The organism is Microbacterium wangchenii, assembly GCF_004564355.1.
GTDB classification, from domain to species: Bacteria; Actinomycetota; Actinomycetes; order Actinomycetales; family Microbacteriaceae; genus Microbacterium; species Microbacterium wangchenii.
The window spans coordinates 3361861-3382955 of record NZ_CP038266.1 but is presented as its reverse complement, the minus strand read 5'-3'; the positions used below and the strand labels follow the sequence as shown (position 1 = coordinate 3382955).

Annotated in this window: 19 protein-coding genes; 8 read left to right on the top strand and 11 right to left on the bottom strand. The window is 71.3% G+C overall.

Annotated features, from left to right (window positions below):
* Positions 1-34: 34 nt before the first annotated feature.
* Positions 35-1177 carry a Gfo/Idh/MocA family protein gene (locus E4K62_RS16460; RefSeq protein ID WP_135071518.1) on the bottom strand — a complete coding sequence of 381 codons (1143 nt, stop codon included), beginning with the start codon at positions 1175-1177 and terminating at the stop codon, positions 35-37.
* A 97-nt stretch (positions 1178-1274) separates the two neighbouring features.
* On the bottom strand, positions 1275-2321 hold the full coding sequence (locus tag E4K62_RS16455; RefSeq protein WP_135069487.1) for a substrate-binding domain-containing protein: 1047 nt from the start codon (positions 2319-2321) through the stop codon (positions 1275-1277).
* 269 nt (positions 2322-2590) lie between these two features.
* Here E4K62_RS16455 and E4K62_RS16450 point away from each other — a divergent pair, with 269 nt between their 5' ends.
* The 6 genes from E4K62_RS16450 (at position 2591) to E4K62_RS16425 (ending at position 9587) form a co-directional block, all read left to right on the top strand.
* Positions 2591-4111, top strand: a complete 1521-nt coding sequence (locus E4K62_RS16450) for a sugar ABC transporter ATP-binding protein (RefSeq protein ID WP_240742733.1) — start codon at positions 2591-2593, stop codon at positions 4109-4111.
* Positions 4108-5154 (top strand): ABC transporter permease, encoded by a 1047-nt coding sequence (locus tag E4K62_RS16445; protein WP_374108116.1) that lies wholly within the window; start codon positions 4108-4110, stop codon positions 5152-5154. Before E4K62_RS16450 ends, E4K62_RS16445 begins: the two co-directional genes overlap by 4 nt.
* A gap of 71 nt (positions 5155-5225) precedes the next feature.
* Positions 5226-6404 (top strand): ROK family transcriptional regulator, encoded by a 1179-nt coding sequence (locus E4K62_RS16440; protein WP_135069484.1) that lies wholly within the window; start codon positions 5226-5228, stop codon positions 6402-6404.
* Between the two features lie 28 nt (positions 6405-6432).
* Complete coding sequence (locus E4K62_RS16435; protein WP_135069481.1) at positions 6433-7482, top strand: lipoate-protein ligase LplAB; 1050 nt, start codon at positions 6433-6435, stop codon at positions 7480-7482.
* Positions 7479-8489, top strand: a complete 1011-nt coding sequence (locus tag E4K62_RS16430) for a DNA-methyltransferase (protein ID WP_240742910.1) — start codon at positions 7479-7481, stop codon at positions 8487-8489. Before E4K62_RS16435 ends, E4K62_RS16430 begins: the two co-directional genes overlap by 4 nt.
* 111 nt (positions 8490-8600) lie before the next feature.
* A complete protein-coding gene (locus E4K62_RS16425) occupies positions 8601-9587 on the top strand; it encodes an LLM class F420-dependent oxidoreductase (RefSeq protein WP_135069475.1) in 987 nt (328 codons plus the stop codon).
* Positions 9588-9591: 4 nt separating this feature from the next.
* Here the strand turns inward: E4K62_RS16425 and E4K62_RS16420 are convergent, their stop codons facing one another.
* The 6 genes from E4K62_RS16420 to E4K62_RS16395 all read right to left on the bottom strand — a co-directional run bounded on the left by E4K62_RS16420 (position 9592) and on the right by E4K62_RS16395 (position 15695).
* Positions 9592-10434, bottom strand: coding sequence for an NAD-dependent epimerase/dehydratase family protein (locus E4K62_RS16420; protein ID WP_135069472.1), 843 nt, complete (start codon positions 10432-10434; stop codon positions 9592-9594).
* A 19-nt stretch (positions 10435-10453) separates the two neighbouring features.
* Complete coding sequence (locus tag E4K62_RS16415) at positions 10454-11425, bottom strand: squalene cyclase (protein WP_135069469.1); 972 nt, start codon at positions 11423-11425, stop codon at positions 10454-10456.
* A 40-nt stretch (positions 11426-11465) separates the two neighbouring features.
* Positions 11466-12230: an SDR family NAD(P)-dependent oxidoreductase gene (locus tag E4K62_RS16410; protein WP_135069466.1), complete on the bottom strand. Its 765-nt coding sequence runs from the start codon at positions 12228-12230 to the stop codon at positions 11466-11468.
* A 129-nt stretch (positions 12231-12359) separates the two neighbouring features.
* On the bottom strand, positions 12360-13016 hold the full coding sequence (locus E4K62_RS16405; RefSeq protein WP_135069463.1) for a DUF1345 domain-containing protein: 657 nt from the start codon (positions 13014-13016) through the stop codon (positions 12360-12362).
* A 98-nt stretch (positions 13017-13114) separates the two neighbouring features.
* Entirely contained in the window at positions 13115-14584 is a 1470-nt protein-coding gene (locus E4K62_RS16400) for a carboxylesterase/lipase family protein (protein ID WP_135069460.1), read from the bottom strand.
* Positions 14585-14603: 19 nt separating this feature from the next.
* Positions 14604-15695, bottom strand: a complete 1092-nt coding sequence (locus E4K62_RS16395; protein WP_135069457.1) for an SDR family NAD(P)-dependent oxidoreductase — start codon at positions 15693-15695, stop codon at positions 14604-14606.
* 58 nt (positions 15696-15753) lie between these two features.
* Between E4K62_RS16395 and E4K62_RS16390 the strand changes: the two genes are divergently transcribed.
* Complete coding sequence (locus E4K62_RS16390; protein ID WP_135069454.1) at positions 15754-16320, top strand: TetR/AcrR family transcriptional regulator; 567 nt, start codon at positions 15754-15756, stop codon at positions 16318-16320.
* 8 nt (positions 16321-16328) lie between these two features.
* On the opposite strand, the gene E4K62_RS16385 is transcribed toward E4K62_RS16390, so the two are convergent.
* From E4K62_RS16385 to E4K62_RS16375, 3 genes are all read right to left on the bottom strand, one after another.
* On the bottom strand, positions 16329-17768 hold the full coding sequence (locus E4K62_RS16385) for an amidohydrolase family protein (protein WP_135069451.1): 1440 nt from the start codon (positions 17766-17768) through the stop codon (positions 16329-16331).
* Between the two features lie 162 nt (positions 17769-17930).
* A complete protein-coding gene (locus E4K62_RS16380; RefSeq protein WP_135069448.1) occupies positions 17931-18797 on the bottom strand; it encodes an NAD(P)-dependent oxidoreductase in 867 nt (288 codons plus the stop codon).
* Complete coding sequence (locus E4K62_RS16375) at positions 18794-20176, bottom strand: M24 family metallopeptidase (protein ID WP_135069445.1); 1383 nt, start codon at positions 20174-20176, stop codon at positions 18794-18796. The genes E4K62_RS16380 and E4K62_RS16375 overlap by 4 nt, the downstream gene beginning before the upstream one ends.
* Positions 20177-20399: 223 nt before the next feature.
* On the opposite strand from E4K62_RS16375, the gene E4K62_RS16370 reads away from it, so the two are divergent.
* The gene (locus E4K62_RS16370; protein ID WP_135069442.1) at positions 20400-21095 is read left to right on the top strand and encodes a helix-turn-helix domain-containing protein; all 696 of its coding nucleotides are present in this window, start codon (positions 20400-20402) and stop codon (positions 21093-21095) included.

Sequence of the window (21095 nt, the reverse complement as noted above, 5' to 3'; positions counted from 1 at the left end):
GCGGGTGTCCTTTCGCTGCGGGAACGGGAGTGGATCAGCCGACGTCGAGCCACGCGCTGCCCTGCGCGGCGCTCTGCTCGACCGCGTCGAGCACGCGCTGCACGTGCAGGCCTTCGGCGAACGAGGGGTGCGGCTGCGAGCCGTCGGCGATCGCGGTGACGAAGTCGACGACCTGGTGGCTGAACCCGTGCTCGTAGCCGAGCATGTGCCCGGTGGGCCACCACGCCGACAGATAGGGGTGGTCGTGCTCGGTGACGAGGATGCGGCGGAACCCGAGCTCGGTCTCCGGCGCTGTGGCGTCGTAGAACTCCAGCTCGTTCATGCGCTCGAGATCGAAGGCGAGGGCACCGGCGGATCCGGAGATCTCGATGCGGAGTGCGTTCTTGCGTCCGGTGCGGAACCGGGATGCTTCGAACGACGCCAGCGCGCCCTTCTCCAGTCGCCCGGTGAACAGCGCCAGATCGTCGACGGTGACGGCGCCGCGCTCGGCGGAGGCGGTGCCCGACAGCCCGATGCCCTCGCCCAACAGTGGGCGCTCGGCGACGAGAGTCTCGAGCACGCCGGAGATGCGGGTGACGTGCTCCCCCGTGATGAACTCGGTGAGGTCGATCGCGTGCGCCCCGATGTCGCCCAGGGCGCCGGACCCTGCCCGCTCCTTCTGCAGGCGCCACGTGAGGGGGGCGTCGGCGTCGGAGAGCCAGTCCTGCAGGTACTCCGCCCGCACCTGACGGACCTCGCCGATGCGGCCGGCCGCGACGAGGTCGCGCGCGAAGGTCGCCGCCGGCACGCGGCGATACGTGAAGCCCACCATGGAGCGGACTCCCCGGGCGGCGGCGCGTTCGGCGGCGGCGGTCATCGCCTCCGCCTCCGCGACGGTGTTGGCGAGCGGCTTCTCGCACATCACGTGCGTGCCGGCCTCGAGGGCGGCGATGGCGATCTCGGCGTGCGAGTCGCCGGGGGTGACGATGTCGACGATGTCGATGTCGTCGCGGGCGATCACCTCGCGCCAGTCGGTGGCCGCCTCCGCCCAGCCCCACTTCTGCGCCGCGGCACGCGTGCTCTCCTCGCTGCGTCCGACCACGACCGCCATCTCGACGGTCGCCGGCAGATCGAAGAAGCGCGGCGCGACGCGCCATCCCTGCGAATGGGCGGCTCCCATGAAGCCGTGACCGATCATCGCGACGCGGAGAGGTGTGCTCACAGAGGTGTCCTGTCTGGGTGGCAGCGGAACTGACTGAGGTGGGGCGTCCGAGGTTACCGGACGCCCCACGGGGTCAGGATTCGAAGGCCAGGTCGATGAACTCCGACACGTTGTCCTTCGTCACGACCGGCGCATCCAGCACGACCCGGTTCGGCACGCTCGGGGTGATGAGGTCGCCCGCCGTCTTGCCCTGCGCGATCAGCCGCGCGAGGGCGATGCCGTCCGCCGCCTGCGTCGAGGGGTAGATGACCGTCGCCTTCAGCACGGTGTCGTCCGCCTCGATGGCTTCCATCGCGTTGCGGGACCCGGCGCCGCCGATCATGAAGAACTCGTCCCGGCCGGCCGAATCGATCGCCGCCAGCACGCCGATCCCCTGGTCGTCGTCGTGGTTCCAGACGGCGTCGATCTGCGGGTTGGCCGACAGCAGCTGGGATGCCGCGCTCTCGCCGCCCTGCACCGTGAAGTCGGCGGCGACGCGGGGGCCGACCTCCAGGCCGCAGTCCTCCAGCGCGTCCGCGAACCCCTGCGAGCGGTCCTGCGTCAACGGCAGCGAGTCGATGCCGGCGATCTCGGCGACGACGGCGTCGGTGTTCCCGTCGAGCTGTTCGCAGATGTAGGTGCCGGCGCTGACCCCCATGCCGTAGTTGTCCCCGAGCACCGTCGTCCGCGCGGCGAACGGGCTGGAGAACTCCCGGTCGACGTTGACGACCGGGATCCCCGCTTCCATGGCCTTGATGGCCACTTCGGTGAGCGCCGCTCCGTCGCTGGGCAGGAGCACGATCGCGTCCACGCCGTCGTTGATGAACGTCTCCACCGCGGCGATCTGCGCCGTGACGTCGTTGGTCCCCTCGGCCACCTGAAGATCCACGTCGGGGAAACTCTCCGCCGCCGCCAGCGCACCGGAGTTGATGGCGCCCAGCCATCCGTGGTCGGCGGCAGGTCCGGAGAAACCGATCGTGACGGTGTCGCCCTCTTCGGCGTTCTCCTCACTCGTGGTGCCCTGGTCGACGACATCGGCCTCCTCGGCACCCTGGGTGCAGCCGGCCAGGAGCGCGACGGCCGCGAGGGCGGCGCCGCCGAACAATAGTGCGCGCGAGCGCGCAGTGCGCAGTGAATGCATGACTTCCTCCTTGAATGCGATGCAGTCAGGACCGCGAGCCGATGCTGTGGTGCTTCCCCTGGTAGGCCGCGCTGACAGCGTCACGGTAGCAGAGGCGCCCGACGGCGAACAGCTTTTGCCGGGAACCCGTCATAAGTCAGCCGTCGCAGGTCGGCCGTGCCGCAACGCGACCTGGCGGGGATCTCTGCGGGTGGGGAGGATCGGCCACGCCCTGGACCCGGGATGCGGAGGCATCGTGTTCTCCTCTGTGCACGTGTATTGTCTGCGACGTGATCAAAGATGACCACCCATCGGCATTACTCGAGGTCCGGGGGGCGACGAAGTCGTTCGCCGGCGTCGCCGCGCTGAAAGGGGTCGACCTGGACGTCCGTGCCGGGGAGGTGCACTGCATCCTCGGCCAGAACGGCGCCGGCAAATCCACCCTCATCAAACTGCTCGCCGGCGTCTACCGGCCCGACGACGGCACGATCGTGTGGCAGGGCGAAGACGTCGAGATCCCCGACCCCGAAGCCGCCCTGCGCCTGGGCATCGCGACGATGTACCAGGAACTCGACATCGTCGACGGCCTGACGGTCGCCGAGAACGTCTTCCTCGGCCATGAGATCGGGCGCGCGGGGTTCACGCGCCGTGCCGACGCAGCCGCCCGCACGCGGGAGCTGCTGGCCCGGCTCGGTCACGCGAACATGTCGCCGCACACCGAGGCCGGCGAGCTCAGCGCCGCCGGCAAGCAGATCGTCAGCATGGCGCGCGCGCTGTCGCACGACATCCGGCTCATCGTGATGGACGAGCCCTCGGCGGTGCTCGACACCGAAGAGGTCAAGAACCTCTTCCACGTCGTGCGGGAGCTGACCTCCGCGGGCATCGCGGTGATCTACATCACGCACCGGCTGGAGGAGATCCGGCAGATCGGCGACCGCATCACAGTGCTCAAGGACGGCCGGTCCACCGCGTCCGGACTCCCCGTGGCCGATACGCCGACGAGCGAACTCATCCGCCTCATGACCGGACGCGCCGTGGAGAACGTCTTCCCCCCGCACGTCCCGGTACCGCCGGATGCGCCCACGGTGCTGCAGGTGAGCGAGTTGGGCCTGGCGGGCGTCTTCGAGGACGTGTCGTTCTCGGTGCGCGCGGGGGAGGTGGTGGGGCTCGCGGGCCTCGTCGGCTCCGGCCGCTCGGAGATCCTGGAGACCGTCTACGGGGCGAGGCGGGCCACCGCCGGCAGCGTGCAGGTCGCGGGCCGGACGCTGCGTCCGGGGTCGGTGACCGCCGCCGTGAAGGCGGGCGTCGGGCTGGCGCCGGAAGAGCGCAAGAGCCAGGGGCTGCTCCTGGACCAGCCGCTCTTCGTCAACGTGACCCTCTCCTCCCTCAGCCGCTACGCACGGGCCGGATTCCTGGACGAGCGCGCCGAGCGCCGGGTCGCGCGCGAGCAGATCGAGGCGCTCGAACTGCGCCCCGCCGACCCCGACCGCCCGGCGGCCACCCTCTCCGGCGGCAACCAGCAGAAGATCCTCCTCGCCCGCTGGCTCGTGCACGGCACACGCGTGCTGCTGCTGGACGAGCCGACGCGCGGCGTCGACGTCGGTGCGCGCGCCGAGATCTACGCGCTCATCCGGGCGCTCGCCGCGGCCGGCAACGCGATCGTCGTGGTCTCCAGTGAGATCGAAGAAGTGCTCGGACTCGCCGACACCGTGCTCGTCGTCGCCGAGGGGCGCGTGCTCCAGACCGTCCCGGCGTCCCGCATCGACGAGCACGGCGTGCTCGACCTCGTCATGAAAGGAGCTGCCGCGTGAGCGAGCAGACCGCATCCCGCCCGGCAGCGACATCGCCGCCGCCCTCCGGCCCGCCCGCCTCCCGCGAGCCGTTCCTGCGCCGCATCATGCGCGGCTCGCTGGGCCGCAACCTCGGACTCATCGTGGCCCTCGTCGTGCTCTTCGTGGTGGGGACCATCACCGCCGGCGACACCTTCACGAGCATCAACAACGTCCTCGTCATCCTCCGGCAGGCCTCGATCATCGGGGTCGTGAGCATCGGCATGACGTTCGTCATCATCTCCGGCGGCATCGACCTGTCGGTGGGGTCGGTCCTCGGGCTCGCCTCGATCGTGGCAACCCTCAGTGCCGTCCAGGGTCTCGTCGACAGCACGCACTGGATCGTCATGGTGCTCGTGGCACTGGCCGTCGGGGTGGCCGCGGGACTGATCAACGGCGTCGTGATCGCCTACGGGAAGGTCGTGGCGTTCATGGCGACCCTCGCGATGCTCGTCGCCGCCCGCGGTCTCGCGGAGATCCTCGCCGAGCGCCGCACCCTCATCGTCGACTCCCGGGCGTTCGTCTCCGCCCTCAACGCCGACTTCCTCGGCGTGGACATGCTCATCTGGATCTTCGTCCTCGTCGCCCTCGGCGGCTGGATCCTGCTCAACCGCACGACGTTCGGTCGTCGCACGGTCGCCATCGGCGGTAACCGTGAGGCCGCGCGCCTCGCGGGCATCGACGTCAAGCGGCACATCACGTGGCTCTACGCCCTGTCGGGGCTGACCGCCGGCATCGGCGCGATCATGATCCTCGGACGCACCACCTCGGGGACCTCCACGCACGGCACGCTGCTGGAACTGGACGCCATCGCCGCCGTCGTCGTCGGCGGCACGCTCCTCGCCGGCGGCCGGGGGACCATCACGGGCACCGTGCTGGGCGTCCTGATCTTTGCGACGCTGCAGAACGTGTTCGTGCAGAACAACCTCTCCTCCTCGGTGCAGAACGTGGCGAAGGGGCTCATCATCGTGGTCGCCGTGCTGCTGCAGCAGCGGTTCGCCCGCACGAACACCCGCGGGACGTGACCGCCGGCCGTGGTGCCGCACGCGCGCGCAGACTGCTGCGGCCGCTGTGATTCACTGACTTCGTGGCACTCATGAGCGAACAATCATCGGTGGGCTCAGGCGGTGTCCCCGAGCTGTTCCAGCTGCTGCGCGACGGCGTCCCCCGCACGCGCGCGCAGCTGGCCAAGGCGACGGGGCTGGCCCGCTCCACGGTGGCGGCGCGGGTGGACGAGCTCATGCGGCTGGGCCTCGTCTCCCCGGTGGCGGATGCCGCGTCCACGGGCGGACGCCCCTCCTCGCAGTTCGCCCTGAACCCGGGTGGGCGCGTCATGGGCGCCGTCGACCTCGGCGCCTCCCACGCGACCGTGGCGCTCATCGACCTCACCGGGGCCGTGCTGGTCAAGAGCACCGAGCCGTTGGATGTCGCATCCGGGCCGGAGCCGGTGCTGACGACCGTGGTGGCGGCCCTGACGTCGCTGCTGGAGCGCACCGGCCGCTCTGAGAGCGACCTCGCCGCTATCGGGATGGGGGTGCCCGGCCCCGTGCGGCACTCCACCGGGCAGCCGGTGAACCCCCCGATCATGCCGGGGTGGGACCGCTTCGACGTGCCGGGGTGGATGCGGCAGCACCTGTCGGCGCCGACTCTGGTCGACAACGACGTCAACCTCATGGCCCTCGGGGAGCGCGCCGTCGCGTGGAACGGCGCCGAGCACCTCATGTTCGTCAAGGTCGCCACCGGGGTCGGGGCGGGCGTGATCTCCGGCGGGCAGCTCCTGCGCGGCGCGCAGGGAGTGGCCGGCGACCTCGGGCACGTGCGCGTGGCGCGCGGAGCGGACGTGCCGTGCCACTGCGGCAGCCGGGGATGCCTGGAGGCGCTCGCGTCCGGACCGGCGATCGCCCGCGTGCTGCGCGCGCAGGGCATCCCCGCCGATTCCGGCGACGACGTGATCGACCTGGTCAAGCACAACAACCTCGAGGCGATCCAGGCCGTGCGCCAGGCCGGCCGCGACATCGGCGAGGTGCTGACGACGAGCGTGAGCCTGCTCAACCCGTCGGTGATCGCGATCGGCGGCTCGATGGCGCGGGTGGGCGAGCACCTCATCGCCGGCGTGCGCGAGGTGGTCTACACGCGGTCGATGCCGCTGGCCACAGAGCGCCTCGCGATCGTGCATTCCGCGGCCGCGGAGGACGCCGCGGTCATCGGGGCGGGGATCCTCGCCCTCCAGCACGCCCTCGCACCCGAGTCGCTGCACCGCATCGTCACCGCGTGAGGCGGCAGCCGGACGTAGGCTGAGGGCCATGCACGGCGAATACAAGGTGCCCGGCGGCAAGCTGGTCGTGGTCGACCTCGAAGACCACGACGGACGCATCGGCGGGTTCCACCTCGCCGGCGACTTCTTCCTCGAACCGGACTCGGCGCTCGACGACATCGACGCGGCCGTGAACGGACTGCCGGTGGAATCCGACGTGGCCACCATCGCGGCAGCCATCCGGGCGGCACTGCCCGAGGGCGCTCAGCTGCTGGGGTTCACGCCGGAAGCGGTCGGCACCGCGGTGCGCCGGGCGCTCATCACCGCCCCCGGGTGGAGCGACTTCTCGTGGGAGGTCGTGCACGACGAGCCGGTGTCGCCCCTCATGAACCTGGCCCTGGACGAAGTGCTCACCACGCGCGTGGGCGACGGCCGGCGCAATCCGACGCTGCGGCTGTGGGAGTGGAACGAGAACGCGGTCGTGATCGGGTCGTTCCAGTCTGTGCGCAACGAGGTCGACCCCGCCGGGGCCGCACGTCACGGATTCGACGTCGTCCGCCGCATCTCCGGCGGCGGCGCGATGCTCATGGCGGCCAACTCGATCGTGACGTACTCCCTGTACGTCCCCGCATCCCTCGTGGCGGGGATGACCTTCGCCGACTCGTACGCCTTCCTCGACGACTGGGTGCTGCAGGCGCTGCGCTCCCTCGGGATCGAGGCGACCTACCAGCCGCTGAACGACATCGCCTCCCCGCACGGCAAGATCGGCGGCGCGGCGCAGAAGCGCCTCGCCAACGGCGGCGTGCTGCACCACGCGACGCTCAGCTACGACATGGACGGCCAGATGCTCACGGACGTGCTGCGCATCGGGCGCGAGAAGCTCAGCGACAAGGGCACGCAGTCCGCGGCCAAGCGGGTGGATCCGCTGCGCAGCCAGACCGGCCTGCCGCGGGAGGCCATCATCGAGCGGTTCATCGAGACCTTCACGAAGCTGTACGGCGCCGTGCCGGGTCACATCACGGAAGAGGAATACGCCGAGGCCGAGGCTCTGGTGACCTCGAAGTTCGCCACCGACGCGTGGCTGCAGCGCGTCCCGTGAGCCCCCGCGGCGGCGCGGCCGAGGGGCCCGCCGGGTCTGTCCGCATCCACGCCGGCGACAACCTCGGGGTGGCGAGGTCGCTGCCGGACGCCGCCTTCACCCTCGTCTACCTGGATCCGCCGTTCAACACCGGCCGCTCGCGGGCCCGCGCGGTGGAGACCATGCTCCCCCTCGACCGTGTCGACGCCGGGCCCGGGGATGCCGCGGGACCGGGTGCGGCGGCGGGCGAGGACGGGCTCATGCCGATGGGTCCGCGGTTCGGGTTCCGGGGACGGGAGTACGACAAGCTGCGGGGCGACCTGCGCATCTACGACGACCGGTTCGACGACTACTGGGGGTTCCTGGAGCCGCGCCTGCGGGAGGCGTGGCGCCTGCTCGCACCCGACGGCACGCTGTACGTGCACCTGGACTACCGCGAGGCCCACTACGCCAAGGTGCTCCTGGACGCGCTGTTCGGTCGCGAGCGGTTCCTCAACGAGATCGTGTGGGCCTACGACTACGGCGCCAAGTCGCGGCGCCGCTGGCCCACGAAGCACGACACGATCCTGGTGTACGTGAAGGATCCCCAGCGGTACTGGTTCGACTCGGATGCGGTGGACCGCGAGCCGTACATGGCGCCCGGGCTCGTCACACCCGAGAAGGCCGCGCGCGGCAAACTGCCCACCGACGTGTGGTGGCACACGATCGTGCCGACGTCGGGCCGCGAGAAGACCGGGTATCCGACGCAGAAGCCCGAGGGCATCCTGCGGCGCATCGTGCAGGCCTCCAGCCGCCCGGGCGACTCCGTGCTCGACCTCTTCGCCGGCAGCGGCACGACCGGCGCGGTGGCCAGCGCCCTCGGTCGCCACGCCGTGCTCGTCGATGACAACCCCGAGGCGATCGCGGTCATGCGCGCGCGGATCCCGCACGCCGAGGTCGTCGATACCGGGGCCGCCGCCGCAGCCGCGGTCGCCCCCGCCGCCGAGGTTTCCCCTGTTCGCGCCAGTTCGGTGCAATCGCGCCAGTAAGAAATGGCGCAGTTGCGCGAAACTGGCGCGGACGTGGGATGGGGCGGATGCCGGCGCGGCGCGGAGAGCGCGTGGCGCCGGGGAGGGCGGGACGCTCTCTAGGCTGAGGGCATGCGATTCGGACTCTTCATCCCCCAGGGCTGGCGCTTCGACCTCGTCGGCATCGACCCGGCACAGCACTGGAGCACGATGCGCGGGCTCGCGCAGGCCGCCGACGCGGGGCCCTGGGAGTCGCTGTGGGTCTACGACCACTTCCACACCACGCCGGTCGCCAGTGCGGAGGCCACGCACGAAGCGTGGACGCTCATGTCGGCGTTCGCCGCCTCCACCGACCGCATCCGCCTCGGGCAGATGTGCACGTGCATGAGCTACCGCAACCCCGCCTACCTGGCCAAGGTCGCCGCGACGGTCGACATCGTCTCGGGCGGGCGCACCGAGATGGGCATCGGCGGCGGATGGTACGAGCACGAGTGGCGCGCGTACGGATACGGGTTCCCGCCGATCGCCGAGCGGCTCGGGCGGCTGCGCGAGGGCGTGGAGATCATGCACCAGGCGTGGACGACGGGGTCGGCCACGCTCGAGGGGAAGTACTACGCGGTGGACGGAGCCATCGTTCAGCCACTGCCGCTGCAGGAGCGGGGCATCCCGCTCTGGATCGCCGGCGGCGGGGAGAAGGTCACGCTGAAGATCGCGGCGCAGTATGCGTCGTACACCAACTTCGGCGGGTCGCCGGAGGAGTTCGATCACAAGTCGCAGGTGCTGCGCGGGCACTGCGACGCGCTCGGGCGCGACTTCCACACGATCACGCGGTCTTCGAACTTCAACACGATCGTCGCGGCGACCGAGGCGGAGGTGGAGGACCGCCTCGCCGCGGTCATCGCGCGCCTCACGCCGTTCGTCGGTGCCGAGCGCGCCGCCGTGATCGAGCGCGACTATCGCGGATCGGCGGCCGTCGGAACGCCGGACCAGGTGGCCGGACGCCTCGCCGATCGTGCCGCCCGAGGGCTGGGCTACGCCATCCACTACTTCCCGGAAGCGGCCTACGACCGCTCGGGCGTCGAACTGTTCGAGCGCGAGGTCATCCCCCAGCTGGCGTGAGGGGTCAGGCGTCGCGCCACGAGTGGCGAGGCGCGTAGCCGAGGAGGCGCCGGGCCTTGTCGATCGACAGCAGCGTGTCGTGCTCGCCGAGGTCGCCGTGCACCGGCACGTCGGGGAAGACCTCCGCGACCAGCTCGGCGTTCGGCCGGCTCATGACGGTGTCGGCGGCGGCGATGATGAACCGGTCGAATCCGGCCGGGGCCACCTCCAGCGCACGCTCGATCGCGTGGGCGCCGTCGCGCGCGTCGATGTAGCCCCACAGGTTCCACTTGCGCGTCTGCGGGTCGGCGTCGAAGGAGGGGAACTCGGCGTAGTCGGCGGGGACCATGACGTTCGAGAAGCGCAGGGCGGTGATCGAGAGGTCGGGATGCCACCGCACGAGCTCGATCGCGAGCTGCTCCTCGAGGTGCTTGACGAGGGAGTACACCGACTCCGGACGCGCGGGATACTCCTCGTCCACCGGGATGTAGGGCGGAGGGACGTCGAAGGGAAGGCCGAGCACCGTCTCGCTGGAGGCGTACACGATGCGCCGCACGCCGGTGCGCACCGCCGCCCAGAAGACGTTGAAGGTCGCCGTCATGTTGTTGTGGAACGTCGCCACATCCGGGCGCAGGCCGGGGGCGGGGATCGCGGCGAGGTGCACGACGGCATCGACGGGAGCGCGGTCGTCGCCGGCTCCGCCGAGCGCGTCGATCACCTGGCCGTAGTCGGCCAGGTCGAGCTGGACGAATCCCGGTCGGCGCGGCCCGACGGCGTCGAGGGCGACGACGTCGTGCCCGGCGGCGCGGAGTTCCCGCTCGACGACGGTGCCGAGCTTGCCGGATGAGCCGGTCAGTGCGATGCGCATGTCTCAGCGTCGCACGTCATCACACCCGCGCGGGCCGGTGCGCGGCATCCCACCACTCCAGGACGCGCAGGGCGTGGAAGGTGAGCCACCGAGACGGTTGGCCGGGCGGGACGTCGACTTCGAACCATGTGCGCCCTTCATGACGCAGCTGCTGGTGCCACGTGCCGTCGGCATCGCGGGCGTCGCGGATGAGGGCGATCGCCTCGGCCATGCGCTCGTCGGGCCGGACGCCGTCGTGCAGCGACGCTGCGCGGAAGTAGTCGGCAGCGCGCAGGACGCTGTAGAACCAGCGGTACGGATACGCGAAGTGCGTGGCCCACGGCGCGTGGGTCTCGCCCGTGGAGCGCCGCCGCAGGAGCCCCCGCTCGAGGAGATACTCCTGTGCGCCCTGGCGTGCCGCCGTCAGCTCCGGGGTCCCCCCGGTGCGCTCCTCGAAATCGAGGATCCCCACCAGCGCGTTGAGCGTGGAGTGGAAGGAGGACCGGGTGGCCCCCTCGACCCACTCGCAGTTCCAGCCGCCGTCGGCCAGGCGGTGTCCGACGAGCCACGCCGCGATCGGGCTGACGTCGGCTCCCAGCCATCCGCCGTTGGCGAGGGTGTACCCGTTGATGCACGCGTCGACCTCGCCGCCCCAGTAGGGAAGGTCGTCGTACTCCCATCGCGCGTTGCGATCGAGCAGACCAGCGGTGTCCGGGCGCAGCGCGTCCGGCGGGACGCCCCACTCCCGCAGGGCGTTGAGCGACCAGGTCGTGGCCGTCCATGGCTGCCCCGGCTCGTCCGGTGACACGTGGGCGGGGAAGTACGCGCCCCCCGCCCATTGCCCGTCTTCGTCCTGCCGTGCCAGGAGGGCGGCGCCATGGCCCTCGGTCGCGACGCGGGACCGGGTCTCGTGCCACACCGATTCCGGCGCGGAATCGAGGTCGCGCTCCACCTGCCAGCGCAGGGTCGGGTCACTGTCCCTCAGCCAGGCGGCGATCTCGTCCTCGGTCATGCCGGGACCATAGCGCCGCCCTCCGACGCGGCGCTACAGGTCACACGGCGGTGTAGCCGCCGTCGATCAGGTACTGCGAGCCGTTGATGAAGGAGGCCCGGTCGCTGAGCAGGAAGACGACGAGGTGCGCCACCTCCTCGGCGGTGCCCAGGCGACCGATCGGATGCTTCTGCACGAGCGCCTCGTACGCCTCCTTCGGGAGCGCCTCCAGCAGCGGGGTGTCGATGTAGCCCGGGTGCACCGAGTTGATCCGCACGCCCTGCGCGGCGTAGGCGGCGCCCGCTGACTTCGTCATGCCTGCGACCCCGTGCTTGGCGGCGCTGTAGGGCGCGGCGGTCGGCTCGCCCACGATGCCGAGGATGGACGACGTGTTCACGATCGCCCCGCCGCCGGCGGCGATGATGGCGGGGATCTCGTACCGCATGCCGTAGTACACGGAGTTGAGGTTGATGTCGATGAGGCGCTGGTAGGCGGCGAAGTCGTCGCTGTCGTCGTAGTCGCCGAGCAGGCCCTGCGGCCCGCCGATGCCGGCGTTGTTGAATGCCAGGTGCAGCCCGCCGAAGGCCTCGACCGCCGCGTCCACGCCGGCCTTGACCTGGCGGGCGTCCGCGACGTCGGCCGGCGCGGCGATGGCCGAGCCCCCGGCGGCGGCGATCTCGTCGACGATGCTCTGGGTGGGGCCGTCCTTGAGGTCGACGGCGACCACCTTCGCGCCGTTGCCGGCGAGTTCGAGCGCCACGGCCCGGCCGATTCCGGATGCCGCGCCCGTGACCAGGGCGACCTTCCCGTCGAATCCGTCCATCATGCGAGGGCTCCTCTCTCTGGGATCACTCGCGGGGGATTCCGCGAGCACTCCGATCCTCTCCATGACCGCCGTCATCGCGGGGGGCCTTGACGTGCCGGCCCCTCGGGCTGCAGCACGACGCGGTCGCGCTCATGAGGCCAGGTTGACGATGAGGTTGAGGCTCGTCGCGAGCACGACGACACCCCAGACGAACGACAGCAGCGCGTGCCGCAGGGCCTGGCGGCGCATCGGCGTGCTCGTCAGCGCCGTATCGGACACCTGGTAGGTCATCCCCAGCGTGAAGGCGAGATACGAGAAGTCGTGGTAGCGGGGCGGGTCTGTCTGATTGAAGTCGATGCCGGTGCCCCCGGCGGCATAGTAGGTCTCCGCGTACCGCAGGGTGAACAGGATCTGGATGAGGAACCACGACGCGGCGACGGTGACCAGGGCCGCCGCACCCAGCGCCACAGCCCCGGCCCCCCGCACCCGTCCCGACTCGAGCACGAGGAGACCGATGGCCCCGAAGCTCGCGATGCTCGCGAGGATCAGGAGCGTGTGGGCGACGGCGCGCGTGGGGTCTTCCCTCGTGGCGTGCTCGGCCGTCGCGGCGGCGTCCATCGGCAGCACGGCGATCGCCACCCACAGGCAGTAGGTGGCCGACGCGACGGTCCAGCCGAGCGCCGGGGCGACCAGCCACGATCCGCCCAGTCCGGTCGCGGCGGTGACGACGACCAAGAGGAGGAAGGTCACGCCCACGCGGGTCCCCGAATGCCACCCGGTGTGGAACCTGCCTGCGCCCTGCGGCATCACGCACCCCCTGCCACCGGATCCCGGTCGTCGCCGCAACCGTAGCGCGCGGCGCCCTCAGCGCGTCAGGACCCTGGGCGCGTCAGAGCCCTGGGCGGTCAGTGCAGGGCCATGACGGAGGCGTACCCGTCGTGGAGGACGTCGGGTTCGGACGGCGGGCCGCCGAACACGCGCGTCGTGCCGGGGCGCTGTGACCACGCCTCCCAGCCCGGCGCGCCGTCCCGCACGAACGCCACGGCGCTCGAGTGCAGGGCATCGGCCAGCCCTCGGGGCGGGGCGTCGCCCGCGATGGCCGCCACGCCGGGCGCATCCAGGCAGTCGAACCAGAAGGGCACGTCCAGGCAATGGCAGGCCCAGCCGATCACGGGGGAGACCCATCCGAACCGGTACACCCACGTGGGGGAGGTGCCGCGTGCCGCGGCGACCCGCGGGATGTCGGCGCGGAAGACCAGGTCGGTGGCGTATCGGCCCAGCACGGCCGCGTTGCCCTTGCGCCGCTGGGCGCGGTTGGCCCGGAGGTAGGCGCGCTGCCGGGCACCGCGGAGGCCCAGGGTGGCCAGTACGATCTCGACCGGCAGGAAGCCCAGCACGCCACGGGCGCGGTCGGTGGCCATCGTGAACTCGTCGTCGGTCGTGCCGAGAACGAGGGGGACGTCGCTCCCCTCGCCGCGCGCGAGCGCCTGGAGCACCGGCTCGGGGATGATGTCGCCGTCGATCACGGGCCCCCACGGAAGGCCCTCGTTCAGCAGCGAGGTGAGGATGCCGAGCCGGCCGCCCGTCTCAGGCTGCCCGGCCTTCTCCTGCAGAGCGAACAGCCGTTCCTCGGGAACGGTGGCGAATCCCTCGCGGGTGGCGGGAACACCGGCGGCGGCGGCCAGGCGCCGCGTGATCGCCGCGGCGCGCTCGGAGCCGATGTCGGTGAGGGCGGGGGAGATGGCCAGCGCCGCCCGGAACAGTCCGCGCGCGGCGGGCATCGAGAGCAGTGTGAGGACGGCGCCGCCGCCGGCGCTCTGTCCGGCGAGGGTCACCTTTGCGGGGTCGCCGCCGAACGCGTGGATCTCATCCTGCACCCACCTCAGGGCGGCCAGCCAGTCGCGCACCGCACGGTTCCCGGGGGCGTCTTCGATCACCCCGAACCCGTCGAATCCCAGGCGGTAGGAGAGGGTGACCGTCACCACGCCGTCGCGCGCGAACGCGGCGCCGTCGTACCACGGGCTCGCCGGCGACCCCGAGACGTACCCGCCGCCGTGCAGGTATACGAGCACCGGCAGCCCGGCGTCGGGGTCCGCGGCAGGGGTGAAGACGTTGACGTTCAGCGTCGCCTCGCCCGGGACGCTCGGCTCGGGGATGAGGGTGGTGCCGGCGTCGCCGCGCTGGGGGGTGGGGCCGTGGGTGGTGGCGTCGCGCACGCCCTCCCACGGCTCGGGCGGCACAGGGGCGGCGAAGCGGAGCGCGCCCACGGGCGCCTGGGCGTACGGGATGCCCAGGAACGCCGTGGAACCTTCGCGGGCGATCCCGCGTAGGGCGCCCTTGCGGGTGCGGACGACGGGTTCGCCGGATGTGGTCATGTGCGCATTCTCCTCGCTGTCAGGCGGCCGACCAGCCTCCGTCGCTGGCGAGCACGACGCCGTTGACGTTGACGCCGTCATCGCTGAGCAGGAACGTGATGGACGCGGCGACGGCTTCGGCTTCGGCCGCATCCGGCATCGAGGCCATCGCGGTCTGCACGCGCTCGGCGCCCAGGGGGGAGGCGAACGTCGCCTGGATGTTGGTGATCGTCGCGCCCGGAGCCACCGCGTTCACGCGCACGCCGGAGGGTCCGTACATGAACGCGGAACTCTTGGTCAGACCCACCACGGCGTGCTTGGACGCCGTGTACGCCGCACCGGCGGCGGAACCGCGCAGCGCCGCCTCGGAGGCGGTGTTCACGATCGACCCGCCGCCCTGGGCGAGCATGATCGGGATGACCGCGCGCATGAGCTTCATCGTGCCGTCGACGTTCACGCGGAACACCCGCTGCCACACCGCGTCGCTCATCTCGGCGACGGGGGTCATGTCGTCCATGATCCCGGCGATGTTCGCCAATCCGTCGATGGTGTCTCCGGCAGCGGCGACGATGCGTGCGACGGCCTCGTCGTCGGTGATGTCGGCCACGACGGCCTCCATGCCGGTTCCGGCGTGCTCGGCGACGACCTCGTCGAGGCGCTCCTTCGACATGTCCACGGCGATGACCCGACCGCCCTCGCGGGCGATCCGGGATGCGGCGGCCCGGCCGATGCCGGATCCTGCGCCGGTGACGATGACGGTGCGGCCGGAGAAGCGGCCGGAGTCGATGCGTTCGGTCCACTCGCGCAGCGCGACGGCCTCACCCGAGACCGGAGCGTTCGCCGCGGATGCGCCCTCGGGGGCCGCCGGAGCGTCGGCCGCCGGAGCGTCGGTGCCGGCCGGGACGTCGCCGGCGGCGGCACGGCGGATGAGATCGTCGAGCATCTCCTGCGTGAACGCTCCGCGGCTCATCTTCACGAGCCGCTTGATCGCGAGGCGGCGCACGGGCTTGAAGACCTCCGGCGTCTGACCGCCCTGGGCGAGCAGATCGCGCAGGATCGCGCCGCCCACCGGGTCGTCGAGCCACGTGGCGATGGATGAGTCGCCGCTGAGCGGGGCTCCGGTGTATCCCATGGTTCTTCTCCTCCTACCGACCTACCGGACAATCCTGTCCGGTATTAAGATTACGCCGATGTCGCGCAGTCCGGAAGTCCCGCCGAAGCGCAATCGCGGGCCTGTCGCGGGCCCGGGGAATCGGCGTGCCCTGCTCGCCGCCGCCCGCGAGGTGTACGCCGAGAGCGGCCCCGGCGCGCCCTTCTCCGCCGTCGCCCGCCGGGCCGGCGTCGGGCAGGGGAGTCTGTACCGCCACTTCCCCGACCGCATCGCCCTGGCCGCCGCCGTGTTCGAGGAGAACGTGGCCGAACTGGAGGCGCTCGCCGCGCCGGAGGATGCGCACCTGGCCGACCTGTTCGACGCCATCGTGGCGCAGGCGCTGCCCTCCTCCGCCTTCATCGAACTGACCACCTCCCATCGCCAGGACCCGACGGTGCGGCATCTAGGGGAGCGGTTCCGCGCCCTCGTGGACCGCGTCGTCGCACGCGAGCGCGCTGCCGGGCGGATCGGGGCGCACGTGGACACCGAGGACGTCGTCCTGGTCGCCGGGATGCTGGCCACCGAGCTCGCCCGAGCCGAGCCGGCCGCGCGCACCGAGGTCGCCCGCCGCGTGCGGGCGCTCGTGCACAGGGCCTTCGCCCCCTGACCCCCGCCTCAGTGCGACGGCTCGGTCTCGCGCCGGTACTGATACGGGTTGGACAGGATCTCCTTCTCCGGGATGTCCGGATTCATGCCCGAGCGCCAGTCCTCGTCGCCGAGTTCGCGGCGCAGGTACTCGATGGTGTCCTCCAGCTGCGTGCGCACGCCGGCGAGGTCGCCGGCCACGAGCTTGCCGTCGAACTTCACCGGCTTGCCTCCCACCAGCACCGTGTGCACGTCGCCGCGTCCGGCCTGGTAGACGAGGTGGCCGTAGGGGTTGAGGATCGGCACCATCGTGGGGGAGTCGGGGTTGTGGACGAGGACGACGTCGGCGAGCTTGCCCGCCTCCAGGCTCCCGATCTCATCCCACTTGCCCAGCGCCTTGGCCCCTCCGCGGGTGGCCCAGTCCACGACCTCCTCGACGCGGATCGTGGCGTGGGTGACGGTGTCGCCCTTCTCATGGGCGATGTAGTGCTCCAGCGCGCGGTCGGCGCCGATCGTGGTGCGCATCGCGGAGAACATGTCGGCGCTGAACCACACGCTGGTGTCCACCGACAGGGACGCGCCGATGCCGTGCCGCCGCAGCGCGTGGGCCGGGGGATAGCCCTGGCCGCACGTCTGCTCGCTCTCGGTCGCCAGCGAGACCGTCCCGCCGGTGGCGGCGATCATCTGGTACGACTCGTCGCTGAGGGTGGCCGCGTGGACGTAGACCGTCCCGGGCGTCATGGCGCCGTTGTCGTACATGAGCCGGATGCCGTTGTCGCCGGTGGCCCCCCACACCCCCGCGTGCGTCGTGACCGAGACGCCCAGATCGCGGGCCGCCTGGAACGCCGCACGCTCGGGGAAGCCCTCATCGCCGGGCACGTCGAAGGCCAGCTGCGCGCCGAACATGCGCGAGTCATCACGCGCCCGCTCGATGACCCGGCGGACGGCCGGGTCCTGCGTCCATTCCCACGGCGCGCCGGCGAGGTTGCCGTAGGCCAGCACGAACCGCCCGGGTGATCCGGCCAGCGCCTCCAGGGCCGCCTCGCCGTGGTCGGGGGTGCGCAGGCCGTGCGACCAGTCCAGGCTCGTGGTGATGCCGGACTCGATGGCATCCAGCGCCGAGATGCGGTTCCCCGCTCCGACGTCCTGGGGGCGGAACTTCATGCCGTGCTCGAGATAGTACCAGACGAAGTACTGCGTGAGGGTCCAATCGGCGCCGTACGCGCGCATGGCGGACTGCCACATGTGGCGGTGGGTGTCCACCATGCCGGGCATCACGATGCCGCCCTTCGCGGCGATCTCGAAGGCGACCTCGGGTGCGGCGAGGTCGACGCCGACCTCGGCGATCCGCCCGTCGACGACGAGCACGTCGCCTTCGGGGATCACGGTGTGCGCGTCATCCATCGTCAGCACGATGGCGTCGCGGATCACGATGGGCTGGCCGGGCTGTGGAGCGGGAGTACCGGGCATGAGACGTTCATCCTCCTTGATTGCCGTCGGGTGGCCCGCCCCGCGGTGCGCGACCTCGCGCACCGCTGCTCGACTGCCGTCGTGCGGGTCGACCTGGGGTTCACAGTAAGCACCACTGGACAGCTCTGTCCAGTGTCACTTTCGAGGGCGCCCCCAGCCGCGTCAGAGGAGGTCGCGGCGGGAGACCTCGGCGATCGCGCTCCAGTCCGCGTCCTGCAGATCCGCGTCCGCCAGCGCCGCCTCGAAGACCCGGATGAGGCCGGGGAGAGTCGCGGGGCTCACCCCGACGGAGGCGGCGACCTCCTCCGCGAGCCCGAGGTCCTTGCGGCCGAGCCCCATGTGGAACCCCGGCGGGTGATACGACTCCTCGGCGATGATCCTGCCGTACCCGCCGTAGACGACGCCACCGAACAGCGTCTGCGCCAGCAGCTCGGTGAACTCCTCGGCCGGAACGCCCAGCCGCTCGGTCATCGCGACCGACTCGCCGATCGCCTGCATCGCGTGGATGATGTTGTAGTTGACGGCCACCTTGACGGCGTTCGCCGCCGACGCGGTCTCGCCCAGTCGCCACACGCGCTTGCCCATCGCCTCCAGGTAGGGCAGGACGGCCTGGACTCTGTCCGCAGGGCCGGCGGCGAGGATGTGGAGCTGCCCGGCGGCGGCGACCTCCGGTCGTCCCAGCACGGGGGCGGCGACGTAGCCGGCGCCCGCCTCGGCGAAGTGGTGCTCCAGGCGATCGGCCAGTGCGGGGGAGATGGAGGCCATCACGACGTGGATGCGGCCGGATGCCGACGCCAGGGCGGCGGGGGTCAGCACCTCCTGCACCGCCTCGTCGTTGGCGAGCATCGAGAACGAGACGTCGGCGGCGAGGGCCTCCGGGACGCTCGCCGCCGTTGCGCCGCGGTCGACGAGGTCATCCACCGGACCGGTCGACCGATTCCACACGCGCACGTCGTGGCCGGCGTCGACCAGGCGCGCGGCCATGCCGCGCCCCATCTTCCCGAGGCCGAGGAATCCGACGGTGCTCACGCTTCTCCGCGCCCCCATGTCGTGTTCCGGTGCGACTGCGCGTCGCGTTGGAGGTTCAGTGGTCCGTCGACGGCGTAGTACCGCCGACCGGCGACGAGGAGCTCCTCGGCGGGGAACTTGGTGATGACCTCGCACCCGTCGGCGGTGACGACGAGCTCCTCCTCGATGCGCGCGGCGCCCCACCCGTCGGCGGAGGGCCAGTACGTCTCCAGCGCGAACACGTTGCCCTCCTGCAGCACCTCGGGGTGGTCCAGGGACGTCAGACGCGAGAAGATCGGCTTTTCCCAGATCGACAGCCCCACGCCGTGACCGTACTGCAGGGCGAACGCGGCCTCCTCGTCGGCGAAGCCGAACTCCTGCGCCGTGGGCCACACCTTGACGATGTCGGCGGTGGTCGCGCCGGGTTTGACCAGCGCGATCGCACGGTCCATGTACTCCCGGGCGCGCGTGTACGCGTCGCGCTGCGCGGAGCTGGCCGAACCCACCGCGAAGGTGCGGTAGTAGCACGTGCGATAGCCGTTCCAGCTGTGCAGGATGTCGAAGAAGGCCGGGTCGCCGGGGCGGATGAGGCGATCGGAGAAGACATGCGGATGCGGCGAGCAGCGCTCTCCGGAGATGGCGTTGACCCCCTCGACGTACTCGGAGCCCAGGTCGTACAGCGTCTTGGCGACCAGCCCCACCGCCTCGTTCTCGCGGACGCCCGGGCGCAGGAACCGGTACAGCTCCTCGTACGCCGCATCCACCATCGACGCGGCCTGGGTGAGCAGGCGGATCTCGTCGGGGGTCTTCACGCGGCGAGCCTCCATGAACACCTGCTGGCCGTCGACGACCTGGATGCCCTCCTTCTGGAGGGCGAACAGGATCGGCAGCTCGATGACGTCGACGCCCAGGGGCTGGTCGGCAACCCCGAACTTCTCCAGCTCGCGCTTGATCTTCTTCGCCACGCCCTCGGCGATCCCGGCGTCGGGCGGGAAGGCGCCGCGCAGTGTGGAGATGCCCGCGCGCGCACCGGATTCCAGGCGCGGGCGCTTGGCGCCCTCGTGCGGGGCGCTGGGGTCGGCATCCAACTCGGCCGTGGTGGTGTCCAGCCACGGATTGTAGAGCTGGTGGTGCTTGGCGGCCGAGCCGAAGTCCCACACGATCGGGTCGGTACTGCGGGTGAGCAGGGCGAAGCGGATCAGCTTGTCCATCGCCCACGTGCCGATGTGCGTGGCGCTCATGTAGCGGATGTTGGAGAAGTCGAACGCGAGCACGGCGCCGAGATCGGAGGTGTCCAGCTGCGCCTTCAGGCGGGCCAACCGCGCGTCCCGCAGACGCCCGAAATCGACCCGCTCCTCCCAGTCGACGCCGTTGGTGCCGGTCGTGCCGGTGCTCTTCATCGAGTCCTCCTCGGTCGCTGGTGGTGGCGGTCAGGCTGCACGCGCGTGAAGCTGAGCTTAACACCGGCGCCACGGATCGCCGCGGGAAGGTGGCGTCCGCGCGGAAAAGGGTCGCCGGTGGGGAAGCGGAGTCGACCGTCACTGCACAGGTCGGGAAGGCGGCCGATCTAGAATGACCGCAGGGCTCGCCGCCTCCCGGCGAACCGACACGGAAGGCGGCAGCATGCCGGAACACCTGGGTGAACGCATCCGCGCGGCCCGGACCGAGCGCGGACTGAGCCTGCGCAGCGTCGCCCAGGCAGTCGGGGTCTCGGCCAGCCTCATCTCCCAGGTCGAGATCGGCAAGACCCAGCCCTCGGTCGCGACGCTGTACGCCCTCGCGAGCCACCTCGGCGTCTCGCTCGACGATCTCCTCGGCATCCCGTCGGCCCGGCCGGCGGCCGCGCCGATGTTCGGCCACTCCGGCCCTCCCCTTCCCGACGTGCAGCGCGCCGCGGAGAACCCGGTGATCGAGATGGAGAACGGCGTGCGCTGGGAGCGCCTGGCCGCCGGCGCCGGCGGACCGGCCGATGCGCTCCTTGTCACCTATGAGCCCGGCGCCAGCAGCTCGGTGGAGGGCAAGCTCATGCGTCACGCCGGGGTCGAGTACGCCTACCTCCTCGAGGGCGAGCTCACCGTCCACCTCGACTTCGAGACGCACGTCCTGCACGCCGGCGACTCGCTGCAGTTCGACTCGGTGCGCCCACATTTGTACTCCAACCGCTCCGACGCGGTCGCCCGCGGCGTGTGGTTCGTCGTGGGCCGTCGCCAGCAGAACCGCTCGCTGCCCGATGCTCCGGGCGGGGGTGGGGAAGCCGTCGACGCGGTGGGACCGGCCTCCGCGGTGGACGTCCTGCGGGCGATGGACGACCTGGGCTGA

Coding starts and splice junctions, on each gene's coding strand:
- E4K62_RS16440 (WP_135069484.1), top strand. CDS start 5,226: ATGAGCGAACAATCATCGGTGGGCTCAGGCGGTGTCCCCGAGCTGTTC.
- E4K62_RS16460 (WP_135071518.1), bottom strand. CDS start 1,177: ATGATCGGTCACGGCTTCATGGGAGCCGCCCATTCGCAGGGATGGCGC.
- E4K62_RS16435 (WP_135069481.1), top strand. CDS start 6,433: ATGCACGGCGAATACAAGGTGCCCGGCGGCAAGCTGGTCGTGGTCGAC.
- E4K62_RS16405 (WP_135069463.1), bottom strand. CDS start 13,016: ATGCCGCAGGGCGCAGGCAGGTTCCACACCGGGTGGCATTCGGGGACC.
- E4K62_RS16395 (WP_135069457.1), bottom strand. CDS start 15,695: ATGGGATACACCGGAGCCCCGCTCAGCGGCGACTCATCCATCGCCACG.
- E4K62_RS16375 (WP_135069445.1), bottom strand. CDS start 20,176: ATGAAGAGCACCGGCACGACCGGCACCAACGGCGTCGACTGGGAGGAG.
- E4K62_RS16370 (WP_135069442.1), top strand. CDS start 20,400: ATGCCGGAACACCTGGGTGAACGCATCCGCGCGGCCCGGACCGAGCGC.
- E4K62_RS16415 (WP_135069469.1), bottom strand. CDS start 11,425: ATGACCGAGGACGAGATCGCCGCCTGGCTGAGGGACAGTGACCCGACC.
- E4K62_RS16400 (WP_135069460.1), bottom strand. CDS start 14,584: ATGACCACATCCGGCGAACCCGTCGTCCGCACCCGCAAGGGCGCCCTA.
- E4K62_RS16455 (WP_135069487.1), bottom strand. CDS start 2,321: ATGCATTCACTGCGCACTGCGCGCTCGCGCGCACTATTGTTCGGCGGC.
- E4K62_RS16390 (WP_135069454.1), top strand. CDS start 15,754: ATGTCGCGCAGTCCGGAAGTCCCGCCGAAGCGCAATCGCGGGCCTGTC.
- E4K62_RS16410 (WP_135069466.1), bottom strand. CDS start 12,230: ATGATGGACGGATTCGACGGGAAGGTCGCCCTGGTCACGGGCGCGGCA.
- E4K62_RS16385 (WP_135069451.1), bottom strand. CDS start 17,768: ATGCCCGGTACTCCCGCTCCACAGCCCGGCCAGCCCATCGTGATCCGC.
- E4K62_RS16420 (WP_135069472.1), bottom strand. CDS start 10,434: ATGCGCATCGCACTGACCGGCTCATCCGGCAAGCTCGGCACCGTCGTC.
- E4K62_RS16425 (WP_135069475.1), top strand. CDS start 8,601: ATGCGATTCGGACTCTTCATCCCCCAGGGCTGGCGCTTCGACCTCGTC.